A 21265-nucleotide genomic window follows, 5' to 3' on the forward strand; every position below is an offset into this window, starting at 1 on the left:
GACTCAATTGGCTACACGAACTGGCCGGATGCGACCGTGACACTTTACGGCTGCTGGCTAGTATGGGGGCCTGAAATATCACTGATCTGACGGCAAAAAAGGACACACGCATGCGACGCTGGAACGGCTGGGGAGATGCAACCACGGTGGTCGAACTGCCGGCCCAGGGCGCGGAGTTTCTTCATGAGCGACTGGGCGAGGGGCGAGCGCTGCCCGACGCGACACTGGAGAGCGCATTGGCCCGCGTGCCGGCTTCGCGATTGCCGGCGCACAGTTTGTACAGCGTCGATGCCCATGATCGTTTGCTGCATGCGCGGGGCCAGAGCCTGCCGGACTGGCTGGCGTTGCGCGAAGGTGCTTTGGGCAATTACCCCGATGCGGTGGCGTTCCCGGAGACGGCCGAACACATTCGCCAATTGCTGGCGCTCGTCCATGAACAGGACTTGTGCCTGATCCCTTATGGCGGTGGCACGTCGGTGGCAGGGCACATCAATCCGCCGGATTCTGCACGGCCGGTGGTGACGGTGTCGCTGGCGCGGATGAATCGCCTGATCGACCTCGACGAACAGAGCCTGCTGGCGACGTTCGGCCCCGGTGCGAGTGGCCCGCAGGTGGAAAGTCAGCTGCGTGCGAAAGGCTACACGCTGGGGCATTTTCCGCAGTCGTGGGAGCTGTCGACGCTGGGTGGTTGGGTGGCCAGTCGTTCCAGCGGTCAGCAGTCGTTGCGCTATGGCCGGATCGAGCAGTTGTTTGCTGGCGGAACGCTGGAAACCTTTGCCGGGCCTTTGGAAATTCCAACGTTCCCAGCCTCAGCGGCGGGCCCTGATCTGCGCGAAGTGGTGCTCGGTTGCGAGGGGCGTTTCGGGATCATTTCCGAGGTCAAAGTACGCGTCAGCCCACTTCCCGCCGATGAACGTTTCTATGGCGTATTTCTGCCCGATTGGCCGCAGGCACTCAGAGCTATCCGCCAATTGGCCCAGGCACGCGTACCGCTGTCGATGCTGCGTTTATCCAACGCCGTGGAAACCGAGACGCAACTGGCGCTGGCCGGTCATCCGCAACAAATCGCCTGGCTGGAAAAGTACCTGAATCTACGTGGAGCGGGCGCGGGCAAATGCCTGCTGACGTTCGGCGTAACCGGCAATCGCCGGCAAAACGCGCTGGCGCTAAAACAGGCGCGACAACACCTCAAATCATTCGGCGGCGTATTCACCGGCACCTTGCTCGGCAAGAAATGGGCGCAGAACCGTTTCCGTTTCCCTTACCTGCGCGAGAACCTGTGGAATGCCGGTTACGTGGTCGACACCCTCGAAACCGCCACCGACTGGAGCAACGTCGACAACCTGCTCAACCTCATCGAAACCAGCCTGCGCGACGCCTTGGCCGCCGAGGGCGAGCGCGTGCATGTGTTCACCCATCTGTCCCACGTTTACGGTGAAGGTTCGAGCATCTACACCACTTACGTGTTTCGCCCGGCGGCGGATTACCCCGCGACGCTGGCGCGCTGGAAAGCGCTGAAACACGCGGCCAGCCAGACCATCGTCGACAACCACGGCACCATCAGCCATCAGCACGGCGTCGGCAAGGATCACGCGCCGTACCTGTTGCGTGAGAAGGGCGCACTGGCGATGGATACCTTGCAGGCGCTGAGCAAACATTTCGATCCGGCCGGGCGCCTCAACCCCGGCACGCTGTTGCCGGAGTGACGGCCATGAGTCAGGACTGGAACGCCGCATGGCGCCAGCAAGTTCTGCCGACGCTGGCCGAGGAAAGCTGGGATCTGATCGTCATTGGTGGCGGCATCAGCGGCGCCGGAATCCTGCGCGAAGCGGCGCGTCGAGGTTGGCGCTGCCTGCTGCTGGAGCAACGCGATTTCGCCTGGGGCACCTCCAGCCGATCGTCGAAAATGGTCCACGGTGGTTTGCGTTACATCGCCAAAGGCCAGTGGCGCCTGACCCGCGATTCGGTGCGCGAACGTCAGCGTCTGCTCGACGAAGCGCCGGGGCTGGTCGAACCGATGAGTTTCATGATGCCGCACTATCGCCGCGGCTTTCCCGGGCCTCGGGTGTTGGGTGGTTTGTTGAGCGTCTACGACGCCTTGGCGGGGCGGCGCAGCCATCGTTTTCATGATGCGCAACAGCTTCGATTTCTGGCGCCGGGGGTGAAGGAAAACAACTTGCTCGGTGGCACCTGTTTTGTCGATGCGCTGACCGACGATGCGCGGCTGGTGATGCGCGTGTTAAGCGAGGCGCGGGCGGAGGGTGCTGTCGTGGTTAACGGCGTTCGTGTGGAGCATTTGCTGCGAGAAAACGGGCGAGTATGTGGCGTTCAGGTCGAGGATTGCGAGGCTGGCACGTCACTGCAATTGCGCTGCGGCGTGCTCGCGGTGGCGACTGGCGCGTGGGCTGAACGCTTGCGGCCGACTGAGGCGCCACGGCAATTGCGGCCGTTGCGCGGCAGTCATTTGTTGCTGCCGGGTTGGCGTTTGCCGGTGGCGCAGGCCTTCACTTTTATGCATGAGCGCGATCGGCGTCCGGTGTTTGTTTTTCCGTGGGAAGGCGCGACGGTGGTCGGCACTACGGACCTCGATCATCGCGAGGATCTGGATCAGAGCGCGAGCATCTCTAACGAAGAACTCGACTATCTGCTGGCGGCTTGCACGCAACAGTTTCCCGGAGCGCAAGTGAACGCTTCGGACGTGCTGTCGACATGGTCGGGCGTACGTCCGGTAGTCGGCAGTGCGGCGGGCAATCATCAAGACAAACCGTCGAACGAAACCCGCGAGCATGTGCTGTGGCAGGAGCCCGGTTGCGTGACCCTGGCTGGCGGCAAACTGACCACGTTTCGCCCGCAAGCCATCGAAGTGCTTAAGGCCTGCGCGGCGATGCTCGAGCGTCCTTTCGTTGACGACGCCGCGCCAGTGTTTGCCGCTGTGCCTGCGCTGACGATCCCTGAATTGAGCAACCATCAGTGGCGACGCCTGGCCGGACGGCATGGCCGCGACCTGCCGAGGCTGGCGCAACTGATCAAAGACGTCGGCCATGCCACTGTCGGCGCCACGGATACGTTGTGGGCGGAATTGGCCTTCGCCTGCGAGAGTGAAATGGTTCTGCATCTGGATGATTTACTGCTGCGCCGCACGCGTCTCGGTCTGCTGTTGCCGCGCGGTGGCGAAGCGTATTTCGCCGCCATCCGCAAGCTCTGCCAGCCACGACTGGGCTGGAGTGACGAACACTGGCAGCAGGAAGAACAGCGATATCGGGCGTTGTGGCAACGCCATCACGGTTTGCCGGATGCCACGCCTTGATGCCCCTTGAAGAGAGCTCCATGGATAACCACCCGAACAAGCGTTACCTGCTGGCCATCGACAACGGCACCCAGAGCGTGCGCGCGCTGCTCTTCGATTTGCAGGGCAATCTGCTCGGCAAAGGCAAGGTCGAACTGCAGGCGTATTACTCGACGCAACCGGGTTGGGCCGAGCAGGATCCGGAGTATTACTGGGCGAAACTCGGCGAGGCGTGTCAGCAGGTCTGGCAGCAGACTGGCATTGATCGTTCGCAGATTGCCGGTGTTTCCCTGACTACTCAGCGCGGTACGGTGATCAATGTCGATGCCGAGGGCAAGCCATTGCGTCCGGCGATTCTGTGGCTCGATCAGCGTCAGAGCGAAGTCGAAGGCGGCATCAAGGGACCGTGGGGCTGGTTGTTCAAACTCGTCGGCGCGCAGGGCACGGTGGATTATTTTCGTGCCCAGGCTGAGGCGAACTGGATCGCTCAGCATCAGCCAGAGGTGTGGGCGGCGACGGACAAGTTTTTACTGCTCTCGGGGTTTCTCACCCATCGATTGTGCGGACGCTTTGTCGACTCGATCGGCTGTTGCGTTGGCTACCTGCCGTTCGATTTCAAACGCCTGAAATGGGCCGCGCCGAGTGACTGGAAATGGCAGGCACTGGCGGTGCGGCCCGAGCAATTGCCGAGCCTGCACAAACCCGGTGAAACCCTCGGTCACATTACCGCCGAGGCCGCTCTCCATACGGGTATTCCCGAAGGCTTGCCGCTGATTGCTGCAGGCGCCGACAAGGCTTGCGAAGTGGTCGGCGCCGGCGTGGTCGATGCGGGTACGGTGTGCCTGTCCTACGGCACCACGGCGACGATCACCAGCACGCGCTCGCGTTATCTGGAAATCGTCCCGTTGATCCCGCCGTATCCCTCGGCGGTGCCGGATCAGTTCAACTGCGAGGTGATGATTTATCGCGGTTACTGGATGGTCAGCTGGTTCAAGAACGAGTTTGGGTTGCGTGAGATGCAGCAGGCCAAAGCGCAGGGTATCGAGCCGGAGCAGTTGTTCGATGCGCTGGTTGATGCGGTGCCACCGGGCTCGATGGGCCTGATGCTGCAACCGTACTGGTCGCCGGGGATTCGTGAGCCCGGTGTCGAGGCGAAAGGCGCGATGATCGGCTTCGGCGATGTGCACACCCGCGCGCATATTTACCGGGCGATTCTGGAAGGGCTGGCGTATGCATTGCGTCAGGGCATGGAGAACATCGAACGGCGTTCGAAGGTGTCGATCAAGCGTCTGCGCGTTGCTGGCGGTGGTTCGCAGAGTGATGCGGCGATGCAGCTCACGGCGAATATTTTCGGCCTGCCGGCGGAGCGTCCGCACGTGTATGAAGCGTCGGGACTGGGCGCGGCGATTTGTTGTGCAGTGGGGTTGGGGTTGCATGCGGATTTCCCTACGGCGATCGCTTCAATGACCAGAGTAGGGGCTGTCTTCACCCCACAACCCGAAGCGCAGAAAATCTACGAGCAACTGTACAAAGAGGTCTACCTGCGCATGTACCGCCAGCTCAAGCCGCTGTATCAGAGCATCCGCAAAATCACCGGTTACCCTGCCTGAAAGAACACTGTAGATCCCTGTGGGAGCGAGCCTGCTCGCGAAAGCGGAGTGTCAGCCACCAATGATTTCACTGACCCACCGCATTCGCGAGCAGGCTCGCTCCCACAGGGGGGGGTGGTGTTTTTGATAACGGGTAATTGGCGCCATCGGAGAGTTTTTCTGGTGAGATCGGACAGTGTCAGCGGCGGGGTCGGTTGTTAGGCTCATCACCCACGGCACCTCCAATAAGAACGAAAAGCAATGAAGCTGACCTTCCTCCTGTTGCTGCTTTGTGCAACGGCCCCGAGCGCCTGGGGCTGGTCGAACCATACGGTCGGCAGCTATCTGGCGTTGCAGGATCTGCCGGCGTTGCGCGATGCGCCACCGGTGGAAGTCGAGCCACTGGAGCAGTTTCTCACCGAGCAATACCCGGCCGTGCTGGCGCTGCTGGAGCAACAGGAAAGCTTCGCCCGCGAGCACTTCGCGCAATATCCGCCACGCCCCGACAATCTGAAGTTGCCGGCGGTGCCGAGTGACAATCTGCGCCACGACTTCCTCACCGCGTTGCGCATCAATCCCGAGATTCATCTGGCGATGGTCATCCAGCCCTTGCCGGGTAAAGACCTGCCTGAGCGTGAGCACTTGCAGGCCAATCAAGTCATGGTCGAGCAGACCCTGTCACCGTGGAATCGTCAGCGTTTCATCGTCATTGCCAATCACGAAAAAGTTGCCGCGCTGGCCGTGCTCGCCAGCGCCGCCGACGAGCCGGATTACGGCCACGACATCAACCTGTTCAGCGACAACCCTGGCGAGGTCGGCGCGCTCTACGGCTTCGGCCCGCAACCGTTCGGTGATGCGCGTTTCCAGTACAGCTCGCAGGCGCCGTTCCACATGGGCTTCTTCCATGAAAGCGCGGTGGTGTATGCGGCTGCCGGTTTCCTCGAGCGCAGTTGGCCGGACTGGCGCGTGTATCAATACATGGGGCTGGCGCGACTGGCGTTTGCCAGCGGTCATCCGTACTGGGGTTATCGTTTTCTTGGCTGGGGCCTGCACCACATTCAGGACCTGACTCAGCCGTATCACGCCAAGCCATTGCCGGGCGTCGACCTCGCCAGTCTTCTGCTACTGGAAGGCAAGGCGCTGGCCGGTTTCGCCGCCGACAAACAAGCCTCGATCGAACGCGTTGCCACTCGGCATATGGAAGTGGAAAAGTACCAGTCGACCTGGCTGCGGCGCTTGCTGCGCACCGGTCAGGCGCATCCGATGCTCGCGGCTTACGCCGATGTGGCTCAGGACAAAAGCTACCCGCCGTACTCGGTCGACTACCTGCGCGAAGTGGTCAGCGCCGAGTCCGTCAACGACTCCGCAGCCTTCGACGAGGCCATCGGCCAGTGGCTGGAAACGGCGCCCGCCAGCAGTGATTTCAGCAGCGGCAATCAGCTGCATCGTGAAGATTTCGACCATCCGGCACTCAACCAGCAACTGTTCAAGTTGCTCGGGCATTTCGGCGCGCACAGCCGGATTTACGTCAGCGCGGGATTGGCGCCGTAGCGCGGCAACGCACACCACAACAATAAAAAACAGGGAAGGAGGAACACATGATCAACACTCGATTGCGCCTGACGGGCGCGGCGCTCCCCGGTGTCGGCCTGGCCGGGCTGCTGCAACTGTGCGCAGTCGATGCGGCGCACGCGGTGGAGTTCAGCCTGATGGACAAGCAGGTTACCGGCTCTGTCGACACGACCTTGTCTTACGGCCGTTTGTGGCGGGTGCAGGGCCGGGACAAGACTAACGATGACGTCAACACCAACGACGGCAATCGCAACTTCGATACCGGGCTGGTTTCCGAGGTGTACAAGATTACCTCCGAGCTTGAGGCCAACTATCAGAACTATGGCGTGTTCGTGCGCGGCACCGCGTTTTACGACACGCAACTGATGGACAAGCGCAACGACTACTACGACAACAACAGCCCCTCGCAACCGAGCCAGAGCTACCCGCAGGACGACCATTTCACCAGCCAGACCCGCGACATTGCCGGCAGCCGCATCGAGATGCTCGACGCCTATGTGCACGGCAGTTGGGACGTCGCGCAGATGCCGGTGACGGCGCGTGTCGGCCGTCAGGTGTTCAACTGGGGCGAGGGGATTTTCTATCGCGGCGGGATCAACACCACCAACCCGGTGGACGCCGCCAAGTACCGCCTGCCCGGCGCCGAAGTGAAAGAAGTGCTGGTGCCGGTCGAGGCGCTGAGCTTCAACATCGGCCTGACCGATTCGCTGACCATGGAGAGTTTCTACCAGACCAACTGGAAGGAAACCCGCATCGATCCGGTCGGCACCTTCTACTCGCAGACCGACCTGTTCGCCGACGGTGGCAACACCGGTTACAACAACTTCAGCGGCACGGCGCTCGATACGCCTGTGCCGGGGTTTGGCAACGTCATCGGTTTGTACAGCGCACTCGGCAACAACCCGTTGCTGAACTCCGCCCTGCAAAGCACCGGGCTGTACGCGAACGGCGTGACGCCGGCCTACGGCAATACGCTGAAAGTGGCGAGCATCGGCAAGGACTACAACGCGCGCAACGATGGCCAGTTCGGCTTTGCCTTTCGCTACATCGCTGAACAACTCAACAGCACCGAGTTCGGTTTGTACATGGTCAACTACCACGCCAAGGAGCCGACCATCGCGGCGGATCTGGGCGGCTACAAAGGCATCGACATGGATGCCCTGACCAACCTGTTGTCCGGTGTCGCCGGCAGTCAGGCCGGGGCGCTGGCCAATGGTCTGGCCACCGCTGATGTGATGGGCAATATCCAGGCGCATCGGCGCTACGCCGAAGACATCCGTATGTACGGCTTCAGCTTCAACACCACGTTGGGCGAGGCATCGGTGTTCGGCGAAATCGCTTATCGGCCGAATCTGCCGATCGGTGTCGCCGCCACCAACGATTTGATCGGTGACCTGGCCAACGGAGCTGCCGTGGCGGTGACGGGCAGGTCGATCAACGTCGGCGGGCAGATGGTCAATCTCAACAGCGAGATCAACAACGCCGAACGTGTCGAAGCGTTCAACACCTCGCTGGGGACCATCTACAACTTCGGCCCGACCGCTTCGTTCGACTCGCTGTTCGGCATTTTCGAACTGGCCTCCGAGCACCTGCGCGGCAGCAGCCTGCAATACACCGCGTATGACGGCAGCCGACGTTATTACGCCGGCACCGGTAACTATTCCTATGTCTCCGGCGGTGATCGCGACGATCAGGTCAACCGCAATTCCTACAGCTACACGGCGATGCTCAACGGCACCTGGAACGACGTATACGCCGGGGTCAACGTCTCGCCCTACATCGTTTACAAGGACGATTTCGAGGGCAACAGCTATCAGGCCGGCAACACCATCGAAGGGCGCAAGGCTTACACGCTGGGGATAAAAGCCAACTACCAGAACAAGCTTGAAGCCGAACTGCAATACACCGAGTTCTACGGCGGCGGGCAGAACAACGGCATTCGCGACCGCGACAACGTTGGGTTCAACCTCAAGTATTTCCTTTGAAGGCTAAACACAGCCCCTGTGGGAGCGAGCCTGCTCGCGAAGAGGCCAGCACATTCAACACAGGTATCGCCTGATACACCGCTTTCGCGAGCAAGCTCGCTCCCACAGGTTTCTGTATTTTGGAGAAGATCATGGTTCACACGTCAAGATTGACCAAGGCTTCGCTAGGGCTTGTTTTAGGCTTGGCCGCCGGCACCGCTCTGGCCGCCATCACCCCACAACAAGCCGAACAACTGAAAACCACCCTGACCCCCATGGGCGCCGAGCGCGCGGGCAATGCCGCCGGCACGATTCCCGCCTGGACCGGCGGCATCACTCAAGCCCCGGCCGGTTACAAACCGGGTCAGCATCACCCAGATCCTTTTGCCGCAGACAAACCGCTGTTCACCATCACCAAAGCCAATCTCGACCAATACAAAGCCCACCTCAGCCCCGGCCAGATCGCGCTGTTCAACAGCTATCCCGACACCTTCCAGATGCCGATCTACCCGTCCCGCCGCTCCGGTTCAGCGCCGCAATGGCTGTACGACAACACCCTGAAAAACGCCACCTCGGCCAAGCTGCTCGAAGGCGGCAGCGGTTTCTCCGATGCCTACGGCGGCGTGCCATTCCCGGTGCCCAAGGACGGCGTTGAAGTGCTGTGGAACCACATCACCCGCTATCGCGGCATCTACGTCGTGCGCCGCGCTTCCGAAGCGCCGGTCCAGCGCAACGGCAGCTTCGCGCTGGTGACGTCGCAGCAGGAAGCCCTGTTCAACTATTACCGCCCGAACGGCCAGTTCGCCGATCTGAAAAACATCCTGTTCTACTACCTCGCCTTCGTGAAAAGCCCGGCGCGACTGGCCGGTGGCGCCGCCCTCGTGCACGAAACCCTCGACCAACTCAAGGATGCGCGCCAGGCCTGGATCTACGACGCCGGCCAACGCCGCGTGCGCCGCGCACCCAACCTCGCCTACGACACGCCGATCGCCTCCTCCGATGGCCTGCGTACCGCCGACGACACCGACCTGTTCAACGGTTCGCCGGATCGCTACGACTGGAAGCTCAAGGGCAAACAGGAAATCTACATCCCCTACAACAACTACAAAGTCGGCAGCCCCGACGTGAAATACGCGCAACTGCTCACCCCCGGCCACCTCAACCCGCAATACACCCGCTACGAACTGCACCGCGTGTGGGTGGTGGAAGGCAACCTGAAACCGGGCTCGCGGCACATCTACTCCAAACGCGTGCTGTTTCTCGATGAAGACAGCTGGGGCGCGGCACTGGTCGATCAGTACGATGGGCGAGGGGAGTTGTGGCGCGTGTCGATGGCCTACCTGAAAAACTTCTACGACCTGCCGACGACGTGGAGTGCGCTGGATGTTTTCCACGATTTGCAGGCGCGCCGTTACTACGTGCAGAACCTTGATAACGAAGAGGCGGAGACGGTGGATTTCGCGCAGCCGGTGCCGGAGGATGCGTACTTCATGCCGTCGGCGTTGCGGCAGCGGGGTACTCGTTAAGCTGGATACCGTTCGTAAAGTCGCCGAGTTTTGATAGTTGAAGATGTGCTAGCCTGCAATCAGTGATTTCATTGATTGCAGGGGGCGTCGTGGCCAGCATTACAATTCGAAACCTTGATGAAAAGCTCAAGGAACAGCTGCGCATCACCGCGGCTCACAATGGGCATTCCATGGAGGAAGAAGCTCGACTCATTTTAGGCAGGGCTCTGACGACGGTTGATCGTGCCGGTGGTCTCGGCAGCCGAATCCGCAACAGATTCAGTGCTGTCGGCGGAATAGACCTCGATTTGCCGGAGCGTTCAGAGAAAGCCACTGCGGTGGATTTCTCTGAATGATAGTGCTTGATACCAACGTTCTATCAGAGTTCATGCGAATCGAGCCTGAGACCCGAGTGCTCGCCTGGGTTGATGCACAGCCTGCGATGGAACTGGCTGTGAGTGCCGTGACCGTGGCAGAAATACTCCACGGCATCGCACGGCTGCCTTCCGGTAAGCGCAAACAGAAACTTGAGGCTCATGCCATGGCGATGTTCGAAGAGGATTTCGCCGGGCGCATTTTTCCGTTCGATGCTCATGCCGCTGTCGAATACGCAACGTTGGTCGCTGAGTGCGAGTCAAAGGGCCGCGCGGCTTCGATGGCTGATGCGCAAATTGCTGCTATCTGCCGAACTCATGGTGTTCCCATAGCCACCCGTAACGTGAAGGATTTTCAGTTCAGTGGTGTCGAGGTGATTAATCCTTGGCAGAGCTGAGTCACTTCATAATTAACGGAATCATAAGAAAAAGGTGGTCGCATGAAGCGTAAAAAGGTTGAAGCCAGCAGGCTGGACTCCTTCCTGGTTGATGATTTTCCCGTTCTTGACGGTCTAGCGAACCCGATAAAAAACGACGATGACTTCCAAGTGCGAATGGCCCTGATTGATGAGCTTTATTCCCACGCAAGCACCGAGGATGATGCTGCGGCACGATTTGCGGAGTTTGTGGCTGATCGGGTTTATGAGTACGAAAGTGAAACGGTGTTGATTGCTTATTCGTCCCAATCTGAAGCGCTGGCGTTTCTGCTGTCGGAAAGAGGCGTCAAACAGAAAGACTTGTCTGAGATCGCAACTCAGAGTGCTGTTTCAGAGATATTGAATAACAAGCGAAAAATGACCGTTGCACAGATAAAGGGATTCGCCGAGTTCTTTAAAGTGCCGGTCGAGTTTTTTATGCACGGTGTGGTTTGACGTGAAGCGGTGATGGGTCGGACGCAATCGCGAGCAGGCTCACTCCTACGGGTAACGCGTCGATCACAGATTATGTGGGCGACGCCAATCCCCCTGTAGGAGTGAGCCTGCTCGCGATGCGGTTGTAGCTTCAGCGCTGAACCAGGATCAAACGCGGAAGTGGCTGACCATCTGCTGCAACTGACCACCCAGGCGTGCCAGTTCAACACTCGACGCTGCCGTCTCATCACTCGCTGCGGCGGTCTGTTCGGACACGTCGCGCACGTTGATGATGCTGCGGCTGATCTCTTCAGCCACGGCGCTCTGCTGTTCGGCAGCAGCAGCGATCTGCTGGTTCATCGACTGGATGTTCGACACCGTGCGGGTGATGTTTTCCAGCGATGCGCCAGCCTTGCGCGTCAGGGCGACGCTGCTGTCGGTCAGGGCGCGGCTGTTGCTCATCACGGCCGAGACTTGCTGGGTGCCGTTCTGCAGACCGGCGACCAGGCCTTCGATTTCTTCGGTGGATTTCTGCGTGCGCTGAGCCAGACCACGCACTTCGTCGGCAACCACGGCAAACCCACGACCGGCTTCACCGGCACGGGCGGCTTCGATCGCGGCGTTGAGCGCCAGCAGGTTGGTCTGTTCAGCCACAGCCTTGATCACGTCCATGACGCTGCCGATCTTGTCGCTTTCCTGTTGCAGCACGCTCATGGCTTCGGTCGAGCGCACCACTTCGCTGGCCAGACGTTCGATCTGGGCGATGGCTTCGTTTACGACTTTGTCGCCTTCACGGGCTTCGCCGTCAGCGGCGGCGGCCGCTTGCGAAGCTTCTTCGGCGTTGCGCGCGACTTCCTGCACGGTGGCGGTCATCTCGTGCATCGCGGTGGCGACCTGATCGGTCTCGACTTTCTGACTGTTCACACCGGCGCTGGTCTGCTCGGTCACGGCCGAGAGTTCTTCGGCAGCGCTGGCGATCTGGGTGACGCCGTCGCGGATGCCGCTGATCAAGTCGCGCAGAGTCACGCCCATGCGCGCGATGCCTTGTTGCAGTACGCCAAGTTCGTCACGGCGGGTGACGGTGACGTTCTGGGTCAGGTCGCCGCTGGCGATGCGCTCGACTACAGCCAGGGTTTCTTGCAGAGGACGGGTGATCTGACGGGTGATGATCACCGCAGCAATTACGCCGACCAGCAATGCCAGCAGGGTGCTGATCAACTGGAAGGTACGTGCCTGAGCGCTTTCGACATCGCGGCGGTCGAGTTGAATCTGATACAGCTGCTCGCTGGTGTTGACGATCGCGGTGCCTTGATCGGTCATTTCCTTACGGGCCTGCACAGCGTCGGTATTGGCGTTTTTATAGGCCATCAACGCGCTGCGATAGTTGACCAGTGCGGTTTCCAGCTGACGCAGGGCGTCTTGCTGAGAATCGGCGAAATGCACGTTCAGTTGCTTGAGGCTGGCGATCGCGAGATCCAGTTGGCCGACGGCTTTCTGCTCGGTGTCGGCGTTGGTGGTGGCGGTGTAGCCGCGCACTTCGTAGCGCGCGAGGATGAACGCTTCCTTGGCGGCGGTGATCGCCTGGAACTGTTCGAAACGCTGCTCGCTCATGTCCATCTGCTGCACGCGTTTGCTGATCGATTCGATCTGGTTGTACGCGGTCTCGGCACTCACGCTCATGCTGTCGCGGGCGCTGTTGCCGGTGCGATAGGCGTTGCGCATTTTATTCAGCGATGTCTGGTATTCAGCGATGGTCGCGGCCTGCTCCTTGAGCAGTTTGACGTTTTCCGGGCTCTTGAAGCTGTTGATCAGCTTCTGTTGCTGCGCGGCGAAGCTTTCGAGGGTGGTCTGCACGTTCTGCGCGGCGGTTTCATCGCCATTGGTCAGCATGTATTGCAGGCGCACCACGCGCAGTTTGGTCAAACCGGCATTGAGCTGGGTGATGTCGCTCATCCAGTTGCTGCGGTCGATCAGGCCACCGAGGCTGGTCCAGCCCGTCAGGGCCAGCACGCAGGTCAGGGCCAGTACCAGGCCGAAGCCCAGACCCAGTTTCATGTTCACGCTGATGTTGCCGAACCAGCTATTCATCAAAAATCCTCCAGAAACGTTGGGTTTCTTGTCGTCGGTTAGGCTGGAAGATTGTTGTTTTTTTGAGCCAGCAAGGGTGTTAGCAGGTTTGTATCGGCCGCAAATCCGAGAGCTGAAAGGATTTTGTCCTACGGAATTTGTAACAACGGATCCCAAGACTTTTTTCACATGGGTTTCACTGGCCGCCCACGCCCGCCTCTGTACCTTCGCCGCATCGAATGAACCCGTGATGCACAGTGGCGAGGCGGTTTTTGTGGAATTGAGACTGAGTCTGTTCGGCGTCAAACGCTCGATCGATCTGAGCTTTTTGGCGCGTTTTCGCAACACCTGGGTGGTGTTGGCGGCATCGGTATTGGTAATCCCCTTGACCCTGTGGTTGCTCGCGCCGGCGGCGGTGCCGGATCTGGCCCACGGCAATACGGCGGGTGCACAAGCGTTGGCGGCGGGGTGGGCCAAGGGCGACATGATCGTGCTGGTGCGTCACGTCGAGCGTTGCGATCACTCCAGAGCGGCATGCCTGAGTGGCAATGACGGCATCACTGATCGCTCGCGCAGTGTCGCGGTGGCGGTCGGTGCGCAGTTCGAGCAACTGGGCCTGAACAACGCCGACATCTATAACAGCCCGTCGATGCGCACGGTGCAGACCGCCGGTTACATGTTCAACCATGCCGCCAGCGGTGACGACTGGTTGATCAACTGCCGGGGCCGCATGTTGCAGGACGCCTTGGCCCACAAGGTTCCCGGTCGCAATCTGGTCCTGGTGACCCACAGCGAATGCATGGCGCAAATCGAGAAAGACCTCAAAGTGCCGACCTCGGACATGGGTTATGGCTCGTCATTGTTTGTTTCCGCCGCCAGCCCGGCGGCTCCCAAGATGCTCGGCTTTATTGAAGCCTCCGACTGGCGCACGGTGACCACCCGATGAAATCCCGTTTCTACGTTTATAACTTCGGCATTCCGCTAGCCTGCGCGGCGCTGGTGTTCCTGATGTTCGACATGACCAAGATCGACATCGCCTTCAGCAACCTGCTGTTCGATCCGCTGACGCAGTCCTTCCCTCTCGACAAAATTCACTTCTTTGAAAAGCTCACCCACAAATGGGCGCGGATCATTCCCAACTGGACGGCGGAAATCGCTCTGATCGGCGCGCTGCTGTCGGTGGTCTGGCCATTGGTCAATCCGCAGAAGCGTCCGCGCCTCGGCGTAATGCTGGAGCGCAGTAAGGTCGCGCCAGTGCTGCGCTTTGCCGCTGATCATCGTAGGGATTTTCTGTTTGTGGTGGTCGCGTTTGCCGTTTGCACCGGGGTGATCCACTTCCTCAAATCCCACACCAGCGTTTACTGCCCGATCGAGACCACCCTGTACGGCGGAAAAATGGCCCACATTGAGTGGTACAGCAACTTTCAACTGTTCCACGAAGCCGGTAGTGGCCGGTGCTGGCCGGGTGGTCATGCGTCGGGTGGCTTCACCATGCTGGCGCTGTATTTCGTGGCGCGGCGCTATCAATGGCGTTTTTCCAGTGCAATCTTGTGGGGCTCGCTGCTGTTGGGGTTCATTTACGGCACCACTCGTGTTCTGCAGGGCTGGCACTACATGTCCCACACGTTCTGGGCCGGAGTCTTCGTCTGGCTGGCGTGTTTACTGACGGCGTTGGCCTTCTACGGACGCGCGCGGCTGGATGTGCCGGTGCTGGGCAAGCGTGAGCAGAAAGCTTTCAGTGCTCAGCCTGAGGTCTCTCTCTGAACCCGTTCGGATGAAATGAAAAACCCGCCAATCATCGGCGGGTTTTTTTTATGCGGCTGCGCAGGCCTCAATAGCCGACGAAGTAATACGCCTGACGCCCGACCATCATGGTTTTGAGCACTTTCAGTGGTGGCGTGGGCTCGCTGTCGCCGGCCATCACCACGACATGCGAGGGCGAGGCCGTGAGGAAATCTCGCAACTGCGCCTCGGTATCCAGCCCTTTGAGTACTTGCTGGGTATAGAAGACCGTCGCGCCACCGACCCGCTCATTGGCCTGAAACAGTGCGACTTGATGCCCGGCGGTCTGCAGTGTCTGAATTTCTGCGCTCAATGGCAGGAACGAAAGCTTTTTGTCGGCGTGGGGCAGTGCCCATTGCGCGGCGGCGAGGTAACTGCCGATTACCAGCGTGAGCACACCCACTGCCAGTGTCTGACGATGACGGGCGATTCGGCCTACGAATCGATTGGCGGATTCGTACTGCTTCAATCGTTCGAACAACACGCCTGCATATTCTGCTGCGATCACCGCTGCGGCTGGCGTCATCGACATCAGGTACACCGTGCGCTTGCTCGACGCCAACGTCAGCATCACGAACTGCGCTACGATCCACAGGCTGAAAAACAGCAAGTAGCGGTTGGCCTTCAGTTGTTTGCGGAAATGCCAGAGCCCCAGGTACACCAGAATATTCCACGGCAGGAAGGCTTCCGGCAGCTTGGCGAGATAGTAATAGAACGGTTCATAGTGCCCGGCCTCGACGAACGAACCGCTGAAGCGCCCGACACTGTTGGTCAACAGCACCTCTTTGACGGCCTGCGCGCCGCCGTGCTGAAAGAGGATGACGAGCCAGATCAGCAGCGGAATCAAGCCGATCAGGGTTAGTAAGCCCGGCCGCAGCCAATCGGTGATTTTAAGGCGCTTGTCCATCAGGTTGTCAGCCAGCAGATAGGCAAAAATCACTACCCCCGGCATGGCCAGCCCCAGCACACCTTTGCTCAATGTAGCGATGGCGATCCCGACGACAAACAACAACGAGTTGCCGAGAGTCGATGCTCGTTGCGCCTGGAAAAAGGCCAGTAGTGCCGTGGTCACGCCGAGGGCGAGCAATGCATCTTCACCGACGCCGCGCACATTGCTCCAGTAACTGGCCATGGTCGCGAGCAGAACGCCCGCCGTCCAGGCAATCATTTTCGGTCGTTCAAAGCGGCGCAACATGCCGTACAGCAGCATCACACTGAGCAGCCCGGCCACCGCCGACGCCAGTCGCACGGCCCACGGTGAAACGCCGAACACGCGCATCGCGCCAGCGTCCAGCCACAGGCTCAGTGGTGGTTTTTCCAGAAACGGTTCGCCGAACAGGCGTGGCGTCACCCAGTCGTCGTCCAGATGCATCTCCATCGCGATGCCGGCGACGCGAGCCTCAGTGGAGCCTTGCAATTGGTGGTTACCCAGCGCGAAGAAAAACAGCAGGGCGGCAAGCAGAAACAGCGAAGTGACGGCACGCGACATAGGGTTCAGGCAACCGGAAGGGGCGGGAGGCCTGAGCATACGACGGCAATCCTTAACGAATTGTGAAACTCACGCCAAAGGTTTCGACCAGCGCTTTTCCGGTGTCTCGAACCTTGAATTGACCAGCGCCGTCAGCACGTGGTCCTGCCAGCGTCCGGCAATGTTCAGATACGCCTTGGCGTAACCCTCACGTTCGAAACCCAGGCGCTCAAGCAAGCGAGCGCTGCGTTCGTTGCCGGGAATGTAGTTGGCCATGATCCGGTGCAGATTCTGGGACTCGAACATATAGTCGATGCCAGCCTCCAGCGCTTCGTGCATCAAGCCCTGTCCCTGTTGGGCTTCATCAATGTGATAACCCAGATAACACGCCTGAAAGGCCCCGCGAATAATGCCGCTGAAGTTGCAGGCGCCGATCATTTGCTGGCCATACGGGGTCAGCAGCGCGAAGTGCATGGCCAGCCCGGCCTCGAATGCGCTGGCCTGTATTTCAAGGCGTCGGCGAATCTGCTCGGTGGAAAAATACTCGGTGGTGCGGATAGGCGACCATGGCGCGAGGTGACGCTGGTTGCGTTGATAGAACTGGCTTTCAAGGTCGGCTTGTTCCGGAGCCAGTATCGCGAGCGTCAGGCGTTGGCAGGGCAGGGTCAACAGCGGCATCGGGCGCTCCGGAGTGGGAAATCTTCCGGCAGGTTGGCGCACTCACCTGTTGGAGAGCAAGCCCTCACAGGCTGACGCGGCAAATCCGAGGCAAAAAAAAGCCCGCAGGAGCGCGGGCGAACCGTAGTTTCTTGAATGAGCGAGCGGACTGTACAAGGCTTGGCCGCGTAGCTGCAGTGAAGAAAAATTCATCTCGATGGGCGGCTCGGCGTTGGCCGACGCTTACCCGAGCGACGGGGCGACTCGTACAGTTTCACCCGTCAATGGCGGGTTTCAGGCCCGCAGGTTTGCGGTCCCTGCGGGTCAAGATTGTCCCGCGCCCGGCAGACCAGGATCTCGGCCAGTGCGCTCAGTTGCTTCATTGCCACCGCCACATGGCGTTTGGAGCCATCGAACTCATCGGCAAGGTTTGCGCTGATGGCGACGAGGGAGTCGAGGATCTCGCTGGCGTGGGTGAGCAGGGTCAGTGTGTCGACATCGTCGCGCACCCTGATGAGCTGATTGAGTGGAACATTACGCCGGCGACGGGTCGCCTCGGCGCGTGCGGTGGTGTTCGACTGAGGTTGGGTGCTGGTCGCTGGCGCGTCGGAAGGTGCCGAGCCAACCAGCGAAAGTTGTGGGGTCTTTTTCATGACGTAGCTCCGTGGAGTGAACATTCACTGCAGTTGCGGCTGCCAAACCGTCCGCTGGTTGGCAGTGGTCGTGGAGGGTAACGTCCTGAGGAACTGTCCACCAGTTCACCAAAGTCGACGCGTGTTGCGGGAAATTTCCTAGGACGTTCGGTGTGGGAAGGAGGAGCCGGCCCCACTCAAGGCATATGGTCAGCGGCAAAATCAGCCTCTGACCGGGCGCGCAAACGGCCCTTGCGACAAGCCATCTGGAAGCGCTCGAAGTCGCGTTCGTTTTGTGCGGTGTAACTTTGCGCGTACTTCAGCAGCGCATCGGCCAGCGCATCGCCTTTGCCAATGTAACCGCTGATTTGCGCCGCGAGGCCGGATGCCTTGGCATGTGCCCGGGCGAGGGCTCGGCCGCACACTCGTCCATAGGCGGCGAAGGTTTCGGCGTCGAAGGTCTCAAGCTCAGCGGAGATTTTCATATCGCGCAGTTGCCGCACATAGAAGTGCCGACCGTTGGGACCGGTGGTCCAGCCGAGAAACAGATCGCTGGCGGCCTGCATCAACCGCTGCCCCTCGACCACACGTTGGCCTTCGTGGCGCGTGCGCGATTTGACTTTGACGTAATCGGCGAGCACCGAACGTCGTGCTTCCTTGAACTGCAGAAACAACGGAAATTCCTGATCGTCGGTCAACAGCGCCACCAGGCAGCGCGTGCCGACACTGCCGACGCCGACCACTTTGAAGGCCAGGTCCTGGACATGAAACCGTGAAAGCAACTCGCGACGGTCAGGTTGCAGAGTGTTTCGATAATCACGCATGAACGCGTCGTAGAGCGGGCGCCAGTCCGACAACCGCAACCAGTCATCGTCGGCGTCCAGCAACGTCGTGTTTTTGTGCAGGTGGAAAATTTCCGGCAGGTCATCGCGAATAATCAGACCACCACTGGCATCGCGCTCACTGATTTTTGGCAGCAGCTCAGCGTGGGTGCGTCGCTCAGCCTTTTCGATGGCGCGCTCCACATGTTCGAGGGTACTTTTGCGCGCCTGCGCAAGCAGATCGTTATAGCTGATGGACTCGTACCAGTTTTCCAGCGAACTCTGTTCGGCGCATTCCAGCAGCGTCGTCTGATAGGCGCCGACCATTTCACGGCACACCTGTTCCTCGATCGACTCGCCGTGGCGCAAGTCGCGGGCAGCCACCACGAAACTCGCCGCGAGACGCTTGAGATCCCACTCCCACGGTCCGGGATGCGCTTCGTCGAAATCGTTGACGCTGAACAGCAGATTGCGCTCAGGCGTGGCGAACCCGCCGAAATTCATCAGGTGGCAGTCACCGCAGATGGGCAAGTTCAGGCCCATGTTCGCCGTGCCCGACAAATCGTGTGCCTGCAACAAGGCATTGCCGCGAAAGAACGTGAACGGCGACACCAGCATGCGCCCGTAACGCAGTTCGACCAGCGACGCGACGCGGCCCTGGCTGGAGGCCTTGATCAACGGAATCGGGTCGCGGTTCATCTTGCCGGTGGCCGCCTGAGCGCTGCGCGAGCATTTCTTGCGGGCGTCTTTGCCTTGTTGCATGCGGTCTTTTAGAGAGGTCATGGGGGCTCGGTGTGGCGGAAGGGGCGCTGTGAGTGTAGAAGCGCTTCCGGGGTTTATCCGCTGGCTTGAGTCGGGTGACGTGAACTCTGAGTTTTGCCATGATCATTGCCGGTATTCCATCAGCCCGAGCGAGTGATCCCGTCATGAATGTGAGCGTGCTCTACGCGTTGGTTGCGGCAGCGTTGTTTGGCGCCAGTACGCCACTCGCCAAGCTGCTGGGCGTACAGATTTCACCGATTCTGTTGGCCGGGTTGCTCTATCTGGGCAGCGGGCTGGGTTTGACCGTGCTGCGTGTTGCCCGCGATCGAGGCTGGCAACGTTCGGGACTCGGCACCGGCGAATGGCCGTGGCTGATCGGTGCCATCGGCTTCGGCGGTGTGCTGGCGCCGGTGGCATTGATGTTCGGTTTGACCCGAACATCCGGCGCGAGCGCGTCACTGATGCTCAATCTGGAATCAGTGCTCACGGCCCTGCTGGCGTGGCTAGTGTTCAAGGAAAATGCCGATCGGCGAATCGTGATCGGCATGCTCGCCATCGTGGCCGGCGGCGTCGTGTTGTCCTGGCCTCAAGAAGCCGTGTCGGCGCAGGACTGGACAGGCCCGCTGGCCGTCGCCTTCGCCTGCTTTTGCTGGGCCATCGATAACAACCTGACGCGTAAGGTCTCTGCCTCGGATGCACTGTTTATCGCGGGCAGCAAAGGTCTTGTGGCAGGGCTAGTCAACTGCGGCCTGGCCTTGTTCATCGGCAAACAACTGCCCGCAGCCGACTCGCTGGTGCCGATCCTGCTGGTCGGGTTTCTCGGCTACGGCGTCAGCCTGGTGATGTTCGTCCTCGCCCTGCGCGGGCTGGGCAGTGCACGCACCGGCGCGTACTTTTCCACCGCGCCGTTTCTGGGCGCAGCTATCTCGATTCTGCTGCTGGGCGAGTCGGTATCGCTGATGTTCCTGCTCGCCGCAGCGTTAATGGCCGTGGGGGTATGGATTCACCTGATGGAGAACCATATTCATGAGCATCAGCACGAACGGCTCGAGCATGATCATCGCCACACACACGACGAGCATCACCAGCATACGCACGGGTTTGAATGGGATGGAACGGAGCCGCACAGTCATTCGCATGTGCATACGCCGATGCGTCACCGGCATGCGCATTTTCCGGATGTGCATCATCGGCATGAGCATTGAGGTGTGTGGGGAGGGATTGGTTTTTGGCGGTAGGGACTGGATGGGATGGCCAGATGCGACAAAGCCCGCACTTGGCGGGCTTTGTCGTTGAGAGTTGGTGGGCCGGGGTAATTTGAATTGATCAGTTATGCTATTGATTATTATTAATAATATTCGTTTTGTATTTTGATTGGAATACCAATTGGAATACCTCACGAGATAGAAATGCCATGGCCCGTCTTTTTGATTGATTCGACAATCTTGCTTAGCACCCATAATGAGCGGTGATCTTCTTACAACTCTCGGGATACAGGCTGTGTTCGATAAGAAGCTAAAGGGGGTGACAGGCAGAAAACGGCCGATTCTGTTGAAAAAGTCGGTTGGCCCGAGCTGCGCGAAAATTGAACCATGAAAACGGCATTTCTGCGCACTGCTAAGTGAAATCGGAGCTAAAAGCCTCTGCCAAAGTATGGACTTCAATTTCAGACGTGTACTTTTCTGCCGTGGAAACCACGTCCGATTGTTTTCAAAAGAAAGCCAAAAAGCAGCCATTCGAGCGTGCCTATATAAAGACTGGGCGATTCCACACCTCGGAAAAGAGCTTTGGTAGGTGGAGATCTTGATTCGCGAATAACGTTAGGACGCGCGAAAATCCGTGGCAGCAAGCCGAAACAGATCAAAGAAATTTACGCTCCAAATCCTAAAAAGAGCCAACCGATCAGCTAGTCGAAGCTGTGTTACACGTAATTTC

17 protein-coding genes and 1 pseudogene are annotated in these 21265 nt (G+C 59.7%); 13 read left to right on the forward strand and 5 right to left on the reverse strand.

Annotation, left to right across the window (positions count from 1 at the left end; all coding sequences use genetic code 11):
* Positions 1–110 precede the first annotated feature (110 nt).
* The 10 genes and pseudogenes from L8H52_RS00175 (at position 111) to L8H52_RS00220 (ending at position 11162) form a co-directional block, all read left to right on the forward strand.
* On the forward strand, positions 111–1706 hold the full coding sequence (locus L8H52_RS00175; protein WP_242205461.1) for an FAD-binding oxidoreductase: 1596 nt from the start codon (positions 111–113) through the stop codon (positions 1704–1706).
* Between the two features lie 5 nt (positions 1707–1711).
* Entirely contained in the window at positions 1712–3307 is a 1596-nt protein-coding gene (locus tag L8H52_RS00180; protein ID WP_242205459.1) for a glycerol-3-phosphate dehydrogenase/oxidase, read from the forward strand.
* Positions 3308–3327: 20 nt separating this feature from the next.
* A complete protein-coding gene (locus tag L8H52_RS00185; protein ID WP_242205457.1) occupies positions 3328–4896 on the forward strand; it encodes an FGGY-family carbohydrate kinase in 1569 nt (522 codons plus the stop codon).
* 240 nt (positions 4897–5136) lie between these two features.
* Entirely contained in the window at positions 5137–6426 is a 1290-nt protein-coding gene (locus tag L8H52_RS00190) for a phospholipase (RefSeq protein WP_242205456.1), read from the forward strand.
* Positions 6427–6473: 47 nt separating this feature from the next.
* Positions 6474–8432 (forward strand): DUF1302 domain-containing protein, encoded by a 1959-nt coding sequence (locus L8H52_RS00195; protein WP_242205454.1) that lies wholly within the window; start codon positions 6474–6476, stop codon positions 8430–8432.
* 18 nt (positions 8433–8450) lie between these two features.
* Positions 8451–8543, forward strand: a pseudogene (locus L8H52_RS00200) (DUF4381 domain-containing protein); the annotation flags it as partial.
* Positions 8544–8563: 20 nt separating this feature from the next.
* A complete protein-coding gene (locus L8H52_RS00205) occupies positions 8564–9937 on the forward strand; it encodes a DUF1329 domain-containing protein (protein WP_242205452.1) in 1374 nt (457 codons plus the stop codon).
* Between the two features lie 89 nt (positions 9938–10026).
* Entirely contained in the window at positions 10027–10272 is a 246-nt protein-coding gene (locus L8H52_RS00210; RefSeq protein WP_034154589.1) for a plasmid stabilization protein, read from the forward strand.
* A complete protein-coding gene (locus tag L8H52_RS00215; protein WP_034154392.1) occupies positions 10269–10688 on the forward strand; it encodes a type II toxin-antitoxin system VapC family toxin in 420 nt (139 codons plus the stop codon). Before L8H52_RS00210 ends, L8H52_RS00215 begins: the two co-directional genes overlap by 4 nt.
* A gap of 42 nt (positions 10689–10730) precedes the next feature.
* A complete protein-coding gene (locus tag L8H52_RS00220; protein WP_242205450.1) occupies positions 10731–11162 on the forward strand; it encodes a transcriptional regulator in 432 nt (143 codons plus the stop codon).
* Positions 11163–11309: 147 nt separating this feature from the next.
* Here the strand turns inward: L8H52_RS00220 and L8H52_RS00225 are convergent, their stop codons facing one another.
* Entirely contained in the window at positions 11310–13229 is a 1920-nt protein-coding gene (locus L8H52_RS00225) for a methyl-accepting chemotaxis protein (protein WP_242205448.1), read from the reverse strand.
* A gap of 253 nt (positions 13230–13482) precedes the next feature.
* On the opposite strand from L8H52_RS00225, the gene L8H52_RS00230 reads away from it, so the two are divergent.
* Positions 13483–14154, forward strand: a complete 672-nt coding sequence (locus L8H52_RS00230; protein WP_242205446.1) for a histidine phosphatase family protein — start codon at positions 13483–13485, stop codon at positions 14152–14154.
* Positions 14151–14972 carry a phosphatase PAP2 family protein gene (locus L8H52_RS00235; RefSeq protein ID WP_242205444.1) on the forward strand — a complete coding sequence of 274 codons (822 nt, stop codon included), beginning with the start codon at positions 14151–14153 and terminating at the stop codon, positions 14970–14972. The genes L8H52_RS00230 and L8H52_RS00235 overlap by 4 nt, the downstream gene beginning before the upstream one ends.
* Before the next feature lie 67 nt (positions 14973–15039).
* On the opposite strand, the gene L8H52_RS00240 is transcribed toward L8H52_RS00235, so the two are convergent.
* The 4 genes from L8H52_RS00240 to L8H52_RS00255 all read right to left on the reverse strand — a co-directional run bounded on the left by L8H52_RS00240 (position 15040) and on the right by L8H52_RS00255 (position 19351).
* Positions 15040–16518 (reverse strand): glycosyltransferase family 39 protein, encoded by a 1479-nt coding sequence (locus L8H52_RS00240; protein ID WP_242205442.1) that lies wholly within the window; start codon positions 16516–16518, stop codon positions 15040–15042.
* A 30-nt stretch (positions 16519–16548) separates the two neighbouring features.
* A complete protein-coding gene (gene rimJ, locus L8H52_RS00245) occupies positions 16549–17136 on the reverse strand; it encodes a ribosomal protein S5-alanine N-acetyltransferase (protein WP_242205440.1) in 588 nt (195 codons plus the stop codon).
* A gap of 260 nt (positions 17137–17396) precedes the next feature.
* Positions 17397–17768: a hypothetical protein gene (locus L8H52_RS00250; RefSeq protein ID WP_242205437.1), complete on the reverse strand. Its 372-nt coding sequence runs from the start codon at positions 17766–17768 to the stop codon at positions 17397–17399.
* 176 nt (positions 17769–17944) lie between these two features.
* The gene (locus L8H52_RS00255; protein WP_242205435.1) at positions 17945–19351 is read right to left on the reverse strand and encodes a DUF2252 domain-containing protein; all 1407 of its coding nucleotides are present in this window, start codon (positions 19349–19351) and stop codon (positions 17945–17947) included.
* A 143-nt stretch (positions 19352–19494) separates the two neighbouring features.
* Between L8H52_RS00255 and L8H52_RS00260 the strand changes: the two genes are divergently transcribed.
* Positions 19495–20535 (forward strand): DMT family transporter, encoded by a 1041-nt coding sequence (locus tag L8H52_RS00260; RefSeq protein ID WP_242205433.1) that lies wholly within the window; start codon positions 19495–19497, stop codon positions 20533–20535.
* Positions 20536–21265: the final 730 nt, after the last annotated feature.

The sequence above is a fragment of the Pseudomonas sp. CROZ-RG-20F-R04-15 genome (assembly GCF_022662375.1).
Taxonomy (GTDB): domain Bacteria; phylum Pseudomonadota; class Gammaproteobacteria; order Pseudomonadales; family Pseudomonadaceae; genus Aquipseudomonas.

Excerpts from the sequence above, each read along its gene's own strand:
- L8H52_RS00220 (WP_242205450.1), top strand. The coding sequence starts at position 10,731 with ATGAAGCGTAAAAAGGTTGAAGCCAGCAGGCTGGACTCCTTCCTGGTT.
- L8H52_RS00255 (WP_242205435.1), bottom strand. The coding sequence starts at position 19,351 with ATGACCTCTCTAAAAGACCGCATGCAACAAGGCAAAGACGCCCGCAAG.
- L8H52_RS00240 (WP_242205442.1), bottom strand. The coding sequence starts at position 16,518 with ATGCTCAGGCCTCCCGCCCCTTCCGGTTGCCTGAACCCTATGTCGCGT.
- L8H52_RS00250 (WP_242205437.1), bottom strand. The coding sequence starts at position 17,768 with ATGAAAAAGACCCCACAACTTTCGCTGGTTGGCTCGGCACCTTCCGAC.
- L8H52_RS00180 (WP_242205459.1), top strand. The coding sequence starts at position 1,712 with ATGAGTCAGGACTGGAACGCCGCATGGCGCCAGCAAGTTCTGCCGACG.
- L8H52_RS00260 (WP_242205433.1), top strand. The coding sequence starts at position 19,495 with ATGAATGTGAGCGTGCTCTACGCGTTGGTTGCGGCAGCGTTGTTTGGC.
- L8H52_RS00225 (WP_242205448.1), bottom strand. The coding sequence starts at position 13,229 with ATGAATAGCTGGTTCGGCAACATCAGCGTGAACATGAAACTGGGTCTG.
- L8H52_RS00235 (WP_242205444.1), top strand. The coding sequence starts at position 14,151 with ATGAAATCCCGTTTCTACGTTTATAACTTCGGCATTCCGCTAGCCTGC.
- rimJ (WP_242205440.1), bottom strand. The coding sequence starts at position 17,136 with ATGCCGCTGTTGACCCTGCCCTGCCAACGCCTGACGCTCGCGATACTG.
- L8H52_RS00195 (WP_242205454.1), top strand. The coding sequence starts at position 6,474 with ATGATCAACACTCGATTGCGCCTGACGGGCGCGGCGCTCCCCGGTGTC.
- L8H52_RS00190 (WP_242205456.1), top strand. The coding sequence starts at position 5,137 with ATGAAGCTGACCTTCCTCCTGTTGCTGCTTTGTGCAACGGCCCCGAGC.
- L8H52_RS00215 (WP_034154392.1), top strand. The coding sequence starts at position 10,269 with ATGATAGTGCTTGATACCAACGTTCTATCAGAGTTCATGCGAATCGAG.
- L8H52_RS00175 (WP_242205461.1), top strand. The coding sequence starts at position 111 with ATGCGACGCTGGAACGGCTGGGGAGATGCAACCACGGTGGTCGAACTG.
- L8H52_RS00205 (WP_242205452.1), top strand. The coding sequence starts at position 8,564 with ATGGTTCACACGTCAAGATTGACCAAGGCTTCGCTAGGGCTTGTTTTA.
- L8H52_RS00185 (WP_242205457.1), top strand. The coding sequence starts at position 3,328 with ATGGATAACCACCCGAACAAGCGTTACCTGCTGGCCATCGACAACGGC.